The organism is Vitiosangium sp. GDMCC 1.1324, from assembly GCF_003044305.1.
Lineage (GTDB): Bacteria > Myxococcota > Myxococcia > Myxococcales > Myxococcaceae > Archangium.
Genome location: NZ_PZOX01000012.1, coordinates 311425 through 326810, shown reverse-complemented (window position 1 = coordinate 326810; position 15386 = coordinate 311425). Strand labels below are relative to the sequence as shown.

Sequence of the window (15386 nt, the reverse complement as noted above, 5' to 3'; positions counted from 1 at the left end):
CTACCTGCGGACCTCGGGCGGCACCTGCTCCAACCACCCCACCTCGAGCGCGCCCCACAGCCCGAGCAGCACGGCCTCGGCCGCATCGTGCCGCAGCGAGGTGGGCCGGGGCGCACCGGACCATTCAATCACCCGGCGCGCGAGCACTCCGGCCGCGTCCTTCGCGAGGCCACCGCTGCGCTGCTCGCGGGCGTACAGCAGCCGGGCCCGCCAGTCCTGGGCGGACACGCGCAACACGGGGAGCGCCCGCCGCATGGCCTCGCGCTCCCACACCTCGGCGATGGGCCCTCCGCCCTCCAGCACCAACCAGGCGAGTGGCCCTGCCGAGTGCAGCACGGCGGGCACCGCGCGTTTGAGCCGGGACTGGGAGCCGAAGTTCTGCGAGCGGTACCAGCGCAACCGCCCGTCCGCACCAAAGAGGGCCAGCCCCGAGCGCAGCCCGAGGTCCACCGAGAGCAGCCCCGGCTCCGGGGGCGCGTCCGGGCTCACCACGCCTGCGTCCAGGGCATGCTCACGTTCAGGGCCCTCCTCTACCGGGCCCCGAGTCTACTTCTGCTCCGGCTGCTCGATGGAGGCGGCGATGCGGCCCCCGGCGGCGGCCAGCTCGGCGCGGCGGATCTCCACCGTGGCCCGGGACTGGGCCGCGGAGCTGGCGGCGAGGAAGCGCCGCGTGTCCGCGTCCGACATCTCCAGGCTGGTAGACACCCCGGCCTTGAAGGCGGCCGACACCTGCTGCTGCACCCGGGCGGCGAGCTGAGACTGGGCCTCGGCCTGGGCCAGCGCGGCCTGCGCGGCCTCCAGGTTGGCCTTCGCCGCCACCCAGTTGGCGTGGGCCTTGGCGCGCGACGACTCATACTGCGCCTTGGCCTGGTTCAGCCGCGCCTGGTCCTCGTGCAGCGCCGCGTAGCGCTGCCCGCGGTCGTACAGCGGCAACGAGGCCGCCACGGAGAGCTCGTAGCTGGTGTTCGTCCCGGTGAAGCCGGCGTTGGAGTTGTAGAGGCCGCGGGCCTGGGCCACCACGCTCGGCAGCCACGAGAAGCGGTCGTACGTCACCTTGCCCTCGTTGGCCTTCACCGCCTTGGCCGCCGAGCGCACCGCGTACGTGTCCTCCCAGGGGCTCTTGTCGTCGGTGGGAATGTCCCACGTCGGGCCCGGAGCATCGAGCGGGGCCGGCTGTATGGGCTCGCCCACCAGCGCGCCCAGCATCGCCAGCAGCTGCACGTTCTGGCCGGAGAGCTGCGCGAGCTGCACGCGGGCCTGGGCCGTCTCCGCCTGGGCACGAAGCAGCGCCGCCTCCACCGTCATGCCCACTCCCAGCTGCGCCTTGGCCTCGCCCTCGCGCTGGAGCGCCACGGACTCGGCCTCGCGCGCCGCGTCCATCAGCTGGGTGATGCCCTGCAAGCCCAGGTAGGTGCGCGCCACGGCCAGCAGCACCTGCTCGCGCGCCTCCAGGGCGCCCAGCTCCGCCGCCTCCGCGCCCGCCTTCGCCGGGCCGATGAGGAAGGCGCCGGCCGGGGTGAAGAGGGGCTGGGAGATGGTCGCCGACGCGTAGCGCGAGTCCTTCGCCGTGATGACGACGGGCTCCGGGATGATCTGCGGATTGACCGGCACGAGGTTGAACACGCCACCCACCAGCCCGACGAACTGACCCAGGTCCAGCGAGGCCTCGGCGCTGGAGCGGACGTACTGGGCACCAACGGTCACCTCGGGCTGCCAGGCCGTCCAGGCGCGGCGGACTCCGGCGGCGACCACGGCGGCCTGGGCGCGAGCGGCGGCCACGTCCGGGCTCTGCTTCGCGGCGAGGGAGAGCGCCTCCTGCAGCGTCACCGTCCGCAGCGTGCCGGGAGCAGGAGCCGCCGCCAGGGTGGGCTGCGGAGGAGGCACCGGCTGGGGTGTCTCCCCGGTGGCCACGGGCGCCTGGGCGAGCGCGCCGAGCGGAGAGAGGGCGGCGAGGAGGACGACGGACAGGGGACGCCGGACGGACCCGGCAGCGATTCGGAGGGACATGGTGCGGTACTCAGATGACGAACGGGGGAAGGGGCAGAGAGCCCGGGGGCCGCTTACGCGGCACGGCCGGTGTGCTGAGCCTGTGGCTCTTGAACAGGCAAGGGGGCGGCTTCTTCCGGCTTCTTCTGCACCTTCTTGAAGAAACCCAGACGCTCCATGGCGGCGAAGACGACGGGCACCACCAGCAGCGTGAGGAAGGTGGAGGTGATGACACCGCCGATGACGGCGATGGCCATGGGGGCGCGGAACTCGGAGCCCACGCCCTTGCTGATGGCGGTGGGCACCATGCCGATGGCCATGGCGGCGCTCGTCATGAGGATGGGGCGCAGGCGGCGCGGGCCGGCCTTCATCAGCGCCTCGTCCACCGTGCTCCCCTCGCGCAGGTACTGCAGCGCGCCGTCCACCAGGAGGATGGCGTTCTTCGTCACCAGGCCCATCAGCAGGATGATGCCGATCATCGCGCCCATGGACACATGGAAGCCGCCGAAGAACAGGCCCAGCAGCGCGCCCACCAGCGCCAGCGGCAGCGACACCATGATGGTGAAGGGGTGCTTGAAGGACTCGAACTGGCTGGCGAGCACCATGTAGATGAAGACGAAGGCCAGCAGGAACGCCGTGCTGAAGGCATCGTTCTGCTCGGTCATCATCTTGATCTGCCCGTCGTAGATGAGCGAGTAGCCCGGGGCGAGCGGCTTCTCGGCCACCTTCTGCTTGAGCTTCGCCGCCACGTCACCCAGGGGGGCGCCCCCGAGCTGGGCGAAGACGGCGACCTGCCGCTGCCGGTTCTCGTGCTCGATGACGCTCGGCCCGTCGCGCAGCTCCACCTTCGCCACGTCCGTCACCGGGACGAGCCCCTTGGGCGTGGCGAGTTGAATCTGCCGCACGCGCTCGGGCGTGGCCCGGTCGCGCTCGCTCAGCCGCACGCGGATCTCCGTCTCGTCGACCCCCTCGCGCAGCTTGGCGGCCACGTCACCGCCGATGGCCATGCGCATCTGCATGGCGATGGCCGCGGCGCTCACGCCCAGGTCCTTGGCGCGTGCCCGATCCACCTCGATGGCCAGCTCCGGCTTGGGCGGGTTGAACTCCACGCGCACGTCCGCGGTGCCGGGGATGTCGTTCAGGATTTGAGCGATGCGCTCGGCCTCCTGGCGGACGGTCTCCAGCTCCGGGCCGGTGACGCGCACCATGATGGGGAAGAAGTCGCCGCCCAAGCCATCGATGACGGGCAGATCCTGCAGGTTGATGCGGGTGGCGGGCAGCGCCGGGGTGAGCAGCTCGCGCGCCTCGTCCTTGAGGGCCTGGATGCCCCGCTTGCGCGACTGCTTGTCCTTGGTGATGACACGGATGCGCGCCTTGTTCACATCGCCGTTGTCTCCGACGATGGAATAGATGTCCGTCACCTCGGGGATGGTCTTGAGGATCTTCTCGGCCTGCGCCACACGGTTGCCCGTCTGCTCCAGGCTGGAGGCATCCGGCAGGATGAGCTGCACGATGAACTGCGAGCGGTCCTCGGCCGCGAGGAACTCCATGCCCAGGCGGCTGGCGGCCCCGAAGGACAGCACCATCACCAGCACGGTGATACCCGTGGTGAGCCACTTGTGGTCGAGCACCCAGCGCAGGATGCCCGAGTAGACGCGCTCGGTGCCGTCCAGGAAGCGGCGGATGGAGCTGGCCACCGCGTTCTCGTGGTGGTGCTCGCCCGGCTTGCGCTGCTTCGCCAGACGCGCGGACAGCATCGGATCCAGCGTGAAGGAGATGAAGAGCGAGATGAGCACCGCCACCGAGATGGTGATGCCGAACTGCTGGAGGAACTGGCCCACCATGCCGGGCATGAAGGCCACCGGGATGAACACCGCCACCAGGGCCAGCGTGGTGGCGAGCACCGCCAGGCCCACGTCCTTGGTGCCGTTGGAGGCCGCGCTCACCGGATCCTCCCCCTGCTCCAGGCGGTGGGTGATGGCCTCGCGCACCACCACCGCGTCGTCGATGAGCAGACCGATGGCCAGCGAGAGCGCCAGCAGCGTCATCTGGTTGAGCGAGTAGTTCAGCAGGTACATCACGAAGAACGTACCGATGACGGAGGTGGGCAGCGCCAGCGAGGAGATGAAGGTGCCGCGCGGGTCCAACAGGAACATCAGGATGATGAGCACCGCCATCGCGCCGCCGAAGAGGAGGGCGACCCACACCTCGTGGGCGTTCTCGCGGATGTCCACCGACTGGTCGATGAGCAGCCGGGTCTGGAAGCCGTGACCCAGGGTGGGTATCAGCTTGTCCATCGCCTTCTTCACCGCGTCGCTCACCGCCACGGTGTTGGAGCCGGGCTGCTTGATGACCTCGAGGATGACGGCATCCGCGCCGTTGAGGCGCGCCGTGGTGCGCCGCTCTGCCGCGCCGTCGGTGATGGTGGCGATCTCCTCCAGCCGCACCTGGGCGCCCGTACGGCTCTGGGCCACCGGGAGCTGGCGCAGCTCGTCCACGTTCCGGAAGTTACCCAGCGAGCGCACCGTCAGCTCGGTGGGCCCCAGTTGCAGACGGCCCGCCGGCAGGTCCAGGTTCTCCGAGCCGATGCGCTGGGCCACGTCCATCACGGACACGCCCACCGCGCGCGCCTTGTCCAGGTCCACATCCACCTGGATTTCGCGCACGTCGCCGCCGTTGATGCGCACGTCCGCCACGCCCTCGAGCTGCGCCAGCGAGGGCTTGAGCTTGTCCTCAATGATTTTACGCACCGTGCGCGAGTCCGCCTGCGCGCTCGCCGCGTAGGTGAGGACGGGCACGGCGGAGATGTCCACGCGGCCCACCACCGGTGCATCCGCGTCCTGAGGCAGCTTGTTGGTGATGCCCGAGACCTTGTCACGCACCTCCTGCACCGACTTGTCCAGGTCGACGGACAGCTTGAACTGCACCACCACCGTGGCGACGTTCTCGCGGCTCCAGGAGTGGATCTTGTCCACGCCGCTGATGCCCGCGACGGCATCCTCGATGGGCTTGATGATCTGGGTTTCGATCTCACCCGGGCCCGCGCCCTTGTAGACGGTGTTGACCACCACCACCGGGATGGAGATGTCCGGGAAGAGGTCGGTACCCAGCCGGGTGTACCCCATCACTCCGAGGACGATGAGGCAGAGGGAGAGCATGGCCGTGAAGACCGGCCGGCGGATGGAGACGTCACTGAGGATCATGGGGGACGCCCTGGAATCTTTCGGCGAGGGTTACTTCACGGAGACGCGCGTACCCTCGGAGAGGGACGGCGCGGGGAATTCGATGACCTTGTCCAGCGGGGCGGCGGCCTTCACCACCACCTCGCGCACACCGCGCTCGAGCACCTGGACGTCCACGCGGCGCACCTCGCCGGAGGGGCCCACCACGTAGACGTGGTCCCCGCCCGAGGAGGACAGCGCGCTGGTGGGGAGGGACTGCGCTTCCAGCGCATCGCCCAGCGGGAGGATGACGCGCGCCAGGGTGTTGGCCACGAAGCGGCCATCCTTGTTGGGCACCAGGATGTCTACCGGAATGCGGCGCGTGGCCGGGTCCGCCGAGGGGATGATGGTGCGGATGACGGCCTCGTCCGTGGAGGCGCCGCCACCGATGACCTCCACGCGCACCGAGGCGCCCGGCTTGAGGCGCGAGCGCATGGACTCGGCCACCGTCGTCTTGAGCAGCAGGGTGCTCAGGTTCTCCACCGAGAACTGGGGCGCGCCCGGGCCCACGATGGCGCCCACCTGCTCGGGGGCGTCGGTGACGGTGCCGGCGAAGGGCGCCTTGAGGTCGTGCTTGCGGCGGCCGGCCTGCGCCTGGGCGAGCTGCGCCTTGGCCGCGAGCAGCTGCGCCTCGGCCTGCTTCGCCTGCGTGGTGGTGGTGAGGTTCTGCAGGTCGCTCACGTTGCCCTGCTGCTGCAGCTTCGCGTTGCGCCCGGCCACGTCGGCGGCCATGGCGGCGCTCACCTCGGCGGCGGCCACCGAGGCCTGGGCCTGCGCCAGCTGGGCATCGGCGATCTCCGCATTGAGCTGCGCGAGCACCTGGCCCTCCTGCACCGTCTGGCCCTTCTTCACGCGCACCTTGTCCAGGCGGCCACCCACCTCGAAGCCCACCTGCAGGGCCTGGGCGGGGAAGAGCGTGCCCGTCACCTCCTCGCGCTGCGAGCTCTGCACCGAGCGCGGGGTGGCGAGCGTCACCGACGGAAGCTCCGCCGCGGCCGCCTTGGTGGCCGTGGGGGGCGGGGCTGCGTCGGCCTTGCAGCCGGAGAGGGGAAGCGCGGTGGCGGCCATGCCCACAGCGGCGAGCCCAGCAACGAGCGGCGTCCTGGAGAGTTTCACGGTCATGACCTCGGGGTGCTACGGGTACGAGAAAGCGCGCGGGCTTGAGGCCGGCGCGGGGAAGTCTTCGGCTTCAGCTTCGTCTTCGGCTCGGGCGCGCGGCTGGCGTGGAAGCCAGGCGGCAGGCTGCCCTCGCGAATGAGGCGGTGGATGGAGCCCGCCCACGACTTGAGGTCCGGCTTGCGCTCCATCTGGCTCATCTGCTGCGCCAGCAACAGGTAGGTGCCGACGATGAGCGAGCCGATGACCGTGGCCGGCACGTCCGGACGGCAGGCGAGAGTGAGCTGAAGCCGGTGGAACTCCTGAGTCACCCGCGTCACCTCGCGGTCCACCATGCCCCACATCAGCGACTCGAAGTCCGTGCCCTGGCTGCCGCGCATGAGCACGTGCACCACGTCCCGGTAGGCCCACATCAACTCCAGCGTGCCCAGGTCCGCCTCGGTGTTCATCGCCACCATGCGCTCGTAGCGCTCGGAGCGCTCGGCCACGTCGTGCGCCTCCACCGGGCCGTGCTCGGCGAAGAAGCGATCCGTCTCCCCGATGCGCTGGTCGATGAGCTGCTGCATCGCCGCGGCGAACTCGCCCACCACCTCGCTGAAGAGGGCCTCTTTCGAGGAGTAGTGCAGGTAGAAAGCGCCCTTGGAGAGCCCACACGCGGCGGTGATGTCCTCGATGCGCGCACCGCGGATGCCCTTCTTCAAGAACTCCGCTCGCGCGGCGGCGATGAGTGCTGCACGGGCGTGGGGATCCGCAGGACGGGCCATGACGCGCCCATTACTAACCCGCCGGTCAGAAACCGCCAGGGGGTTTCTGAATCACGAGTCAGTAACAACATCAGCCATCCTTATCAACAAAATAACAAAACATCATACACAAATCAACTGTGGAGTCCCTCGGCGAAGGGACGGCTGAAGGTGGAGGGCGTGGCTGAGCGAGCCCGTTGCAATGCACTCACCTGACGCTCCACGAACGCACACGTCTGCACATGGAAGGCGCCCCGGCTGCGCAACGCCAATTCCAGGGCCAGAGCATGGCGGCGACGCATGGGAGCGCTGGAGAGTGCGTCGAGCAGAACCCGCGGTGTGAAAAGCTGCCCCGAGAGGTAGCGATTCCGTGCGTCCATTCCGGAGCGCGCCTCCTTCCACCATGAGGCCACGGCATCCACCTGGGGCAGCGGTAGCGAGTCCTCGGGCCGGGGCACAAGGTCGGCGTCGAGGTCCTCCTGCTCCAGGGGGACGAGTTCTTCTGCCTCCGGCTCCTGGCGCTCGGCGGCGTACTGTCCTTCAATACGCAACCCAGTGATGGCGCTGAAGGCCTCACCCGACAACGCCGCGACGGACGCCTGCCGCATCAACTCCAGACAGGCCTCGGCGGCGGCGACCCTGCCGGAGAAGCCGAGCGCCCATAGTACGTCTGGACGGAGCGACTCGTCGGAGAGCAACTCCAGCAGCCGCTTCATGTCCCTCTCATCGCCGCCCATGGCCAGCAGCAACAGAGGCAGCCGACTGCTGGGAGCGCGTGACCCGGCCACGGCCTGGCAGGCGAGCCATGCATCCCGGTGGCCGCCCAGCAGCCCCGCGACGATGGAGGCATCGCGCAGCATGGGCTCGACCGAGCCGAGCGCGCGCCGGAGCACACCTGGGTCTAGCGGCAAACGCATGCTGCCGGCAGCGCGTAGGGCGGCGGCGGCTACCTGGGGATTGGGGTGCGTGAAGAAAGGCGAGCACAGCGGCGCCGTGGCGAGTCCCTGCACTCCCAACGTGTCGAGCACCAGGGCGAGGAGCTCCGGGGTGGACTCCTCCTTCAGGAGGGACGGGAGGTCGGCGGGAATGGACTGGGGGGTGGCCAGTTCCAGCGCGCGCTGGAAGGCAGCACTCACGGGAGGTCTGGCCTGGCGAAGCGCGGTGAACACCGCGGCGGAGCCGGAAGGTGTCTCGCCTCCGAGGAGCGCCAGGGCCGCGGCCACGATGCGCTCGGGCTCGTCCTCCGCCAGCGCCGGCTCCAACAGACGCCGGGCCACCCGCTCTCCCCCCAACACCAGGCCATCCACGTGCGCCGCCAGGGCCTCTTCCAGCTCCGACACCTCCGCCAACACATAATCAGGAGAGTCGAGCGACTTCTCCCACTGGCTCCAGCGGAAGGCCGCCTCATCGAGATATTCTTCGTGGACCTCCCAACGCAGCGGTCGCTCGGTGTGCACGGACATGGCGCGCTAGTTGATCTCCACCGTACTGCCCTTGATGCGGTGGACGCCGAGGGACCGGGATTCCAGTTGGGTGCCCTTCACGATGACCTTGCCATTGCGGCGCAGGGTGATGCTGGCCTCACCGCACTTGAGGACCACTTCGTCCTGGCCCTCGATGACCACGCGCTTGCCATCCACACGGGCCTCCATGGGTGGGGCGGACGGTTGAGGTGGGCTCTCCAATAGGGCATCCAGCAGTGGCGTCGCGCTGGGCTCCTGGATGAGGCCCATGATGAAGGGCAGACGGGGATCCCCGTTTTCGAAGAGGAGGACCACTTTCTGCCGCTGGACGACGGCCGCCTGGAGGGTCTTCGTGTCGACCACCACGGCGAGCCTCGCGGGCACGGGGCCAGCGGTGTTCCCCGGAAAGTCGACGAGCAGCGCGCCGGAGGCCTCGGCCCCCATGAGTTGCCCGGCCCGGCTGCCCAGGATGGGTTCCTGGGTCCGTGACTCCGGGAGGAGCCGTTTCTTGTCGAGGTACTCGCTCATTGCCGCGCTCCTGGGTGGATACGCCTAGACGTCGTGATCACAGACGAGACACTTGGATTTACCCGGGCCCTTGCCGTTGGCGATAACAGGGCCCTGCATGACAGGAAAGGGAGGCGTGTTCTTGTCGTTGTGCAGCATCAGGTCCATGGCCCGTGCCACATTCTTGCCCTCGAACTTCACGTCGAAGGAGAAGTTGACGAACTCGGCCTTGCCCTTCGTCTTGCTGGAAGCCACACCACCGCCGGCGGTGCCCGCCTCGTCGCCAGTGCTGGTGCTGAAGTTGGAATCCTTCACGCACACCGGGTTGCCGCCCACCGATACCTTCTTGGTGCCCTTGGCAGTGTCCGAGGACTTCGCCACGTTGGGGTAAGGAATGGGGACGGGACCTCCGGGGCTGGGCGTCTTGCACACGTCCGGGAAGGCCACCGTGGTGCCGTTGCTGTCTTTGGTCACCACGGACATCTTGTTGACGCCAGTGTTGACTGCCATACGGTCCACCTCCGAGGCACAAGTCTACCGCATCGGAGCCGGCAGGGCGAGACGCGCCCGCCGCGGATTGCCCATCCTCCAACGGCTCGCTAGCGTCCACGAACATGGGCAAGTCCAACAAGCACCTGGAGCTCTTGGAGAAGCCTGTTCCACACCACACCGCGGGAGGGCCGAGCGGGGGCAAGTGCATCGCGAAGCACGAGCCTCCGTACAAGGAGAACTGCTCCTGCTCCCACCGCTGGCAGGCCTTCGAGAAGGCGCTGGAGAAGGCGAGCCAGTACGAGGTGACGGACGAGCAGCTGCGCTCGCTGGGCGACGGACGCTGGGCGCTGCTCTTCCGGGGTGGTGCGAAGGCCGTCACCAGGCTGGCGAAGCGCGGCGAGACGGCGGCGCTCTCGTCCGACAACAAGGGCATGTACCGGCACGAGGTCCAGAAGCCGCGCGAGGGAGACTGGGACGTCGCCCGGGGCAAGTACAACTTCAAGTGGGACTGCAACAAGCCCTACTACCACGAGGCCCATCACGTCGTCCCGGACGCCACGCTGCGCGCCGTGATTCTGAAGGTCTTCCCCAAGCCGGAACTGGCCATCCGGGTGGCGAGCGAGGTGCTCGACGCGCCCTACAACGTCCACCACAAGGACAACATGATCATCCTGCCAATGGACGAGCGCGTGGGCGACCTGCTCCAGCTCCCCATCCACCGGGAGACGAAGCAGTGCAACCACACCGCCTATGACGAGTACGTCGAGCGCAAGCTCGACGAGCATCTTCGGGCAGCTCTCGAGCAGATAATGGATAAGCATGATGAAGAGGGCGGCGAACCTAGGTACAAGGAACTCGCGGAGGCCATCGAAGAGGTGTCCAGAGAAACCTACGGCGAGGTCGCCAGCGCCCGGCGCGTCCACGGAGTCACCTCCATCGAAGCGCTGGGGCAGATGATGCGTCCGCCCTCCCCCGCAAGTCCCCGATAATCCGTCAAAGAAGAGGATCGACCGTGCAATTCTTCGAGCTCGAAACCCTCGGCAACCTGAACGACCGGGAGCTCGCCTTGACCGATGGGCCTCCGGAGGGCATGGAACTGCGCAGCTACTGCATGGCCCGAGGCAGGCGCGCTACCCCCTATTACCCAAAGGAAGCAATGGTCTCCTTGAGAGAGGACCACCCCGGCATCAAGTTGTCCTCTCTGCTGGGCAACACGAACAGCTACCTCATCGTCCACAAAGACATGAAGGAGGTCATCGCTGAGCACTGTCAGGGCATCGAAGTGGAGTACCTGCCCTTCGACCTGTACGACCACCGCAAGCGCCTCTACAGCCGGGACTACTTCTTCATCAACCCCATTGGCACCCTTGACTGTCTGGACCCGGTCGCCAGCGGGGTGAAGATCGGATCACAAGGAGGCGTCATCCATGTCGGTCGCCGCGTGCTCGCTCCGAAGAAGAGCGCCAACCTCCCGCCCCTCTTCCGACCGAAGGAGAAGCCCGCAGCCTACATCGTCTCGGAGTCCCTGGCGCAGGCCCTGAAGGACAAGGGCTTCACCAACGTCTATCTCGAGCCGCTCGAGTTCTCGACCAGCACGTAGAAGCGTTGCAAGAGAAAATGCGTTCGTCCTCCTCCACACGTTCGCGATAACCGTCAACCAGGAAGACTGACCGTGCGATTCTTTGAACTCGAAACCCTCGGCAACCTGAACGACTCGGAACTCGGCCTGACAGATGGGCCTCCAGAGGGCATGGAGCTGCGCAGCTACTGCATGGCTTTTGGCGATAGCACCCGCCGCTTCTACCCGAAGGAAGCGAAGGTCTCCTTGAGAGAGGACCACCCCGGTATCAAGCTGTCCTCCCTTGTGGGTAATACGAACAGCTACCTCATCGTCCATTCAGAAATGAAGGAGGTCATCGCGACGCACTGCCAGGGCATTGAAGTGGAGTACCTGCCCTTCGACTTGTACGACCACCGCAAGCGCCTCTACAGCCGGGACTACTTCTTCATCAACCCCATTGGCACCCATGACTGTCTGGACCCGGTCGCCAGCGGGGTGAAGATAGGGCCGGAGGGAGGAGTCATCCACGTCGCCCGCTACATGCTCGACCCGAAGAAGAGCGCCAACCTCCCGGCCCTCTTCCGGCCCAAGGAGGAACCCTCCGTCTACATCGTCTCGGAGCCCCTGGCGCAGGCCCTGAAGGAGAAGGGCTTCACCAACGTCCATCTCAAGCCGCTCGAGTTCTCGACCAGCGCGTAGCTTCCTCTGGAGCACTCGCATGCCGCTGGCATTGACAGGACTGGGGATGGTGTCGAGCCTGGGCTGGGGCGTCGCCTCCTCTTGTGCCGCCATCCGTGCGGGGCTCACCCGTCCCCGGCCCCTGCACGATGTCTACGTCACCGACCAGGAGCAGCTGGAACCCGTGCCTCTCCTGGGCCACCCCATCCCCGAGCTGACCGACGGCTTCGGGCCGCTCGGGCGGTGGTTGCAACTGGCCCAAGCTTGCGTGGCGGACCTGCGGGAGACTGCCCATCTCCCCCCAACATCCGATGTCCGCTTCTGGAGCCAGACGGGCTGGCTATGCGTCCTGCCTCACCTGGACCCGGCGCGCTACCTCGAGGTCCAGGACTTCGGGCCCGACCTCATGAAGTCCTCCTGGCTGGAGCGCCTCGGCCAACTCCTGGGCCTGGAATGGCCACGAAAATCCGTCCATTTCGTCCACGCCGGACACGCGGGCACCGCCGCCGCCCTCCAGCTCGCGCAGCAACTCCTGGCCGCGAGGCAGGTGGAGCGGCTCGTGGTCCTTTCCCTGGACTCCTACCTCGACGAAACCAGCCTGGAGTGGCTTCTGGTGCACCGACGGCTGAAGACGCCGGACCACCCCGCGGGGCTGATGCCAGGAGAGTCCGGCGCCTGCCTGCTCGTGGAGCTCCCCCAGGCCGCCCGCCAGCGAGGTGCCCCGGTGCTCGCGACCATCGAAGCGGTGGCCACCGGCAGTGAGGCGGGCTCTCGCATGGCGGGGCAGCCAAGTACGGGGGAGATACTGACACGGACCCTCGAGCAGGTACTTCCCCAGACTCCCGCGGGCGACTTCGTGGGGGACCTGATCTCCGACCTGAATGGAGAGGAATGGCGCGCCCGGGCCTGGGGCTCCGTCCAGGTGCGCTTGCGAAACCGGCTGGGAGAGAGGACCCGGCTGCTGCTGCCCTGCACCTCGCTCGGAGACGTGGGGGCGGCCAGCGGCGCCGTGGGGGTCTGCATGGCCACTCGTGCCTTCGCCCGGAAGTACGCCATGGGGGAGCAGGCGGTGATTGTCTCCAGCGCGGAGCACGGGGAGGTCGGCGCCATTCGCGTTCGCGCCCCGGGAGGCCAGGCATGAGCAACAAGTTCCTCCCCGTCTTCGTGAGCAACGCCCGCTACGGCAACCAGAAGCTCCTCCCCCGGCTGCTCCAGGGCGGGGGCGACCCACAAGCGCTCCTCACCTTCTGCCACAACCACAGGCGCATCGGCATCGGCTCGCTCCTGCTGCTCTGTGACACCGAGGCGTTCCAGTCCCACCTATACCGCAGCGGCAGGGCGCTCCTGGCGCTCGGCGCTCCCGCGGACGGCGCATGGCCCGTGGCGCTCAGTCGTGCGACACCGTTCTTCGATGCCTTGGCCGCGTTCGACCTGGAGGGCGCCCGGGAGCTGGCCGTCCGTGCCCCGCGCGCTCGGCGAACGGACAGCGAGTATGAGGAGGACTTTCTCTATGTCCGATTCCTCATGGACCACTGCCTGCTGGGCCAACCAGCGCCCGAGGCACACAAAGCCCTCGATCGCTTCGAGGCGGTCCTCCAGGGTTCCGAGGAGCCGCGGCTCGAGGTGTGCCAGGCCCTGCTGGCACGAGAGGAGAAGCGCTTCCAGGAGGCGCTCCAGCGAATGGTGTCGGCACAACTCAAGCGCTACGCCCACCTGCGCGAGCGGGGACGCCTGCCCCAGGAGACCTGGGCCACCGAGGCAAAGGTCTGTGTGGAGGGGCTGGCACTGGGTGTTCTGGCGGAGCGCGTCGGCCTGAGGATGCCAGATGAGCATCCAGGCCTTCCCTCGGTGGCACGCTGCCGGCAACCCCCCGCGGCGCCGCCAGACATATGGAAGGAAGAAGACTGACGACCGGGAACACAAACACTACGGGGCGGAAGCGCCGAGCCGGGCCAGGGCCTTGCACAGGGGACACGCGGGCACGGCGTGGGGGACGTCGCGGCGGTGGAGGTCCAACACCGCTCGGGACACCTCGGCCAGCTCCCGGCGCACCTCCCGGCGCGCGCCCTTCACCCGGGCGATGGAGAGGTTGTCGTATGCCGTCGTCTGGTGTCGCATCCAGGCGATGACGGCGGCCTCGGCACGGCGCTCGATGGGGATGCGCTCGGTGCGCGCCACAGTGCCGCTGCCCACGGGGGTGGCATGCGCCGCCACCGCCACCGCCAGCTTCTTGGCGTGCGCGGTGAAGCTCGGCGCGAAGGCCAGGAAGCGCAGCACCGCGTTGGCGAAGTCCACCTCGTACTCGGACTGCTCGCGCTCGCGCCGGCGCACGTCCGCCTCGCGGCGGCGGGCATAGGCCGGTGTGGCCCGCTCCACATCCAAGGCGGCCCGGGCGGCGGTGATGTGGGCCTCGGGCGCCCACACGCCTTGTGAGAACACCTTCCGCCCCTTCTTCTCCACCACCGTCCAGCTGGGGCCAGCGGCCTTCACCCGGCGCGTGAGGCCCGCGTCACCCGGAGGCAGCAGGGCCCACCCGGCGGGCACGGAGAGGATGGAGCCATCGGTCGCGCGCACGCGGCGCGGGTCGCTCGTGGGGGCAACGGTGAGGGTGTCGCTCATGGCGTGCCTGTAGCGCAGGCGCCGCCAGCAGGTCGAGTGGGACGCACAGCGGGTGCGCCGTCCGCCACGGCGTTGGGAGCAGATGGAGCGAGGACCTATACTGGCAGTGGTCCCCGAAGCGAGACACGCGCCATGGCAGCAGACCCCATCCTCACCCGGTTGGCACAATCGGGCCTGTCCCTCGAGGAGGCGCAGCGGCTGCGCGAGGCCCTGCAACGGGCGGTGGAGGTAGGACGGAGCACCTGGCCCGCGCTCGGGCTGCCCGACGAGGCCTTCCTCCAGCACGTGGTGGAGCGCCTGCCAGCGGGGAAGGACGGGGTGGCGGCGCTGGAGTCGCTGCACGTGGAGGACCTGTACCTGGCCTGTGCCTGCGCGCGGGGGTTGCCAAAGGCCCTGGAGTCCTTCGAGGAGCGGCTGGGGCCGCAGGTGGACGCGGCAGTGCGCGGCCTGCGTGGGCCCTCCGAGGCCGAGGAGGACGTGCGGCAGGTGCTCTGGGAGAAGCTCTTCGTGGGAGCCCCCGGCCGCCCGGCGAAAATCTCCGAGTACGCGGGGCGAGGCCCCCTCGGAGGCTGGGTGCGGATCGCCGCGGTGCGCACGGGGCTCAACCTGCGCGAGCGGAGGGACGCGGAGCCGCGGAGCGACGAGCCGGAGCTGCTCGACCACCCCACGCCCGACCCGGAGGTGGCCTTCTTCAAGCGCCACTACCGCGCGGAGCTGAAGGAGGCGCTCGAGGCCGCCATCGCCTCGCTTCCCAGCGAGCGGCGCAACGTGCTGCGGCTGTACTTCGTGGACGGGCTGAGCATCGACAAGCTCGGGGCGGTGTATGGCATCCACCGGGCCACGGCGGCCCGGTGGGTGGCGGCGGCACGTCAGGAAATCCTGGAGCAGACGTGCCGCCGGCTCTCGGAGCGGCTGCGCGTGGACGGCTCGGAGATGGAGAGCATCCTTCGCATGGTGCGCAGCCAGCTGGACTTCAACCTCGGCCCGCTGTGAGGCGCAC

At 68.5% G+C, this 15386-nt stretch carries 15 protein-coding genes; 6 read left to right on the top strand and 9 right to left on the bottom strand.

Going from position 1 to position 15386, the window contains the following annotated elements; all coding sequences use genetic code 11:
• From DAT35_RS31905 to DAT35_RS31870, 8 genes are all read right to left on the bottom strand, one after another.
• Positions 1–492, bottom strand: coding sequence for a hypothetical protein (locus DAT35_RS31905; protein ID WP_233261841.1), 492 nt, complete (start codon positions 490–492; stop codon positions 1–3).
• Positions 493–546: 54 nt separating this feature from the next.
• Positions 547–2007 (bottom strand): TolC family protein, encoded by a 1461-nt coding sequence (locus DAT35_RS31900; protein ID WP_108072045.1) that lies wholly within the window; start codon positions 2005–2007, stop codon positions 547–549.
• Between the two features lie 53 nt (positions 2008–2060).
• The gene (locus DAT35_RS31895; protein WP_108072043.1) at positions 2061–5189 is read right to left on the bottom strand and encodes an efflux RND transporter permease subunit; all 3129 of its coding nucleotides are present in this window, start codon (positions 5187–5189) and stop codon (positions 2061–2063) included.
• A gap of 30 nt (positions 5190–5219) precedes the next feature.
• Complete coding sequence (locus tag DAT35_RS31890) at positions 5220–6329, bottom strand: efflux RND transporter periplasmic adaptor subunit (protein ID WP_108072041.1); 1110 nt, start codon at positions 6327–6329, stop codon at positions 5220–5222.
• Positions 6326–7087: a TetR/AcrR family transcriptional regulator gene (locus DAT35_RS31885; protein ID WP_108072039.1), complete on the bottom strand. Its 762-nt coding sequence runs from the start codon at positions 7085–7087 to the stop codon at positions 6326–6328. Before DAT35_RS31885 ends, DAT35_RS31890 begins: the two co-directional genes overlap by 4 nt.
• 113 nt (positions 7088–7200) lie before the next feature.
• Positions 7201–8529, bottom strand: coding sequence for a TIGR02270 family protein (locus DAT35_RS31880; RefSeq protein ID WP_108072037.1), 1329 nt, complete (start codon positions 8527–8529; stop codon positions 7201–7203).
• A 6-nt stretch (positions 8530–8535) separates the two neighbouring features.
• Positions 8536–9057 carry a DUF6484 domain-containing protein gene (locus DAT35_RS31875; protein ID WP_108072035.1) on the bottom strand — a complete coding sequence of 174 codons (522 nt, stop codon included), beginning with the start codon at positions 9055–9057 and terminating at the stop codon, positions 8536–8538.
• Between the two features lie 24 nt (positions 9058–9081).
• A complete protein-coding gene (locus tag DAT35_RS31870; RefSeq protein ID WP_108072033.1) occupies positions 9082–9546 on the bottom strand; it encodes a DUF4150 domain-containing protein in 465 nt (154 codons plus the stop codon).
• Positions 9547–9650: 104 nt separating this feature from the next.
• Here DAT35_RS31870 and DAT35_RS31865 point away from each other — a divergent pair, with 104 nt between their 5' ends.
• The 5 genes from DAT35_RS31865 to DAT35_RS31850 all read left to right on the top strand — a co-directional run bounded on the left by DAT35_RS31865 (position 9651) and on the right by DAT35_RS31850 (position 13675).
• Positions 9651–10517, top strand: coding sequence for an AHH domain-containing protein (locus DAT35_RS31865; RefSeq protein WP_108072031.1), 867 nt, complete (start codon positions 9651–9653; stop codon positions 10515–10517).
• Positions 10518–10540: 23 nt separating this feature from the next.
• On the top strand, positions 10541–11128 hold the full coding sequence (locus DAT35_RS31860; RefSeq protein ID WP_108072029.1) for an imm11 family protein: 588 nt from the start codon (positions 10541–10543) through the stop codon (positions 11126–11128).
• 72 nt (positions 11129–11200) lie between these two features.
• Entirely contained in the window at positions 11201–11788 is a 588-nt protein-coding gene (locus tag DAT35_RS31855) for an imm11 family protein (RefSeq protein WP_108072027.1), read from the top strand.
• Positions 11789–11807: 19 nt separating this feature from the next.
• Positions 11808–12908 carry a hypothetical protein gene (locus DAT35_RS59270; protein ID WP_158501978.1) on the top strand — a complete coding sequence of 367 codons (1101 nt, stop codon included), beginning with the start codon at positions 11808–11810 and terminating at the stop codon, positions 12906–12908.
• The gene (locus tag DAT35_RS31850) at positions 12905–13675 is read left to right on the top strand and encodes an Imm49 family immunity protein (RefSeq protein WP_158501977.1); all 771 of its coding nucleotides are present in this window, start codon (positions 12905–12907) and stop codon (positions 13673–13675) included. The genes DAT35_RS59270 and DAT35_RS31850 overlap by 4 nt, the downstream gene beginning before the upstream one ends.
• Before the next feature lie 18 nt (positions 13676–13693).
• Here the strand turns inward: DAT35_RS31850 and DAT35_RS31845 are convergent, their stop codons facing one another.
• A complete protein-coding gene (locus DAT35_RS31845) occupies positions 13694–14386 on the bottom strand; it encodes a DUF2293 domain-containing protein (RefSeq protein WP_108072023.1) in 693 nt (230 codons plus the stop codon).
• Between the two features lie 132 nt (positions 14387–14518).
• On the opposite strand from DAT35_RS31845, the gene DAT35_RS31840 reads away from it, so the two are divergent.
• The gene (locus DAT35_RS31840; protein WP_108072021.1) at positions 14519–15379 is read left to right on the top strand and encodes a sigma-70 family RNA polymerase sigma factor; all 861 of its coding nucleotides are present in this window, start codon (positions 14519–14521) and stop codon (positions 15377–15379) included.
• Positions 15380–15386 lie beyond the last annotated feature (7 nt).

Coding starts and splice junctions, on each gene's coding strand:
- DAT35_RS31900 (WP_108072045.1), bottom strand. CDS start 2,007: ATGTCCCTCCGAATCGCTGCCGGGTCCGTCCGGCGTCCCCTGTCCGTC.
- DAT35_RS31850 (WP_158501977.1), top strand. CDS start 12,905: ATGAGCAACAAGTTCCTCCCCGTCTTCGTGAGCAACGCCCGCTACGGC.
- DAT35_RS31880 (WP_108072037.1), bottom strand. CDS start 8,529: ATGTCCGTGCACACCGAGCGACCGCTGCGTTGGGAGGTCCACGAAGAA.
- DAT35_RS31870 (WP_108072033.1), bottom strand. CDS start 9,546: ATGGCAGTCAACACTGGCGTCAACAAGATGTCCGTGGTGACCAAAGAC.
- DAT35_RS31890 (WP_108072041.1), bottom strand. CDS start 6,329: ATGACCGTGAAACTCTCCAGGACGCCGCTCGTTGCTGGGCTCGCCGCT.
- DAT35_RS31845 (WP_108072023.1), bottom strand. CDS start 14,386: ATGAGCGACACCCTCACCGTTGCCCCCACGAGCGACCCGCGCCGCGTG.
- DAT35_RS59270 (WP_158501978.1), top strand. CDS start 11,808: ATGCCGCTGGCATTGACAGGACTGGGGATGGTGTCGAGCCTGGGCTGG.
- DAT35_RS31840 (WP_108072021.1), top strand. CDS start 14,519: ATGGCAGCAGACCCCATCCTCACCCGGTTGGCACAATCGGGCCTGTCC.
- DAT35_RS31895 (WP_108072043.1), bottom strand. CDS start 5,189: ATGATCCTCAGTGACGTCTCCATCCGCCGGCCGGTCTTCACGGCCATG.
- DAT35_RS31885 (WP_108072039.1), bottom strand. CDS start 7,087: ATGGCCCGTCCTGCGGATCCCCACGCCCGTGCAGCACTCATCGCCGCC.
- DAT35_RS31865 (WP_108072031.1), top strand. CDS start 9,651: ATGGGCAAGTCCAACAAGCACCTGGAGCTCTTGGAGAAGCCTGTTCCA.
- DAT35_RS31875 (WP_108072035.1), bottom strand. CDS start 9,057: ATGAGCGAGTACCTCGACAAGAAACGGCTCCTCCCGGAGTCACGGACC.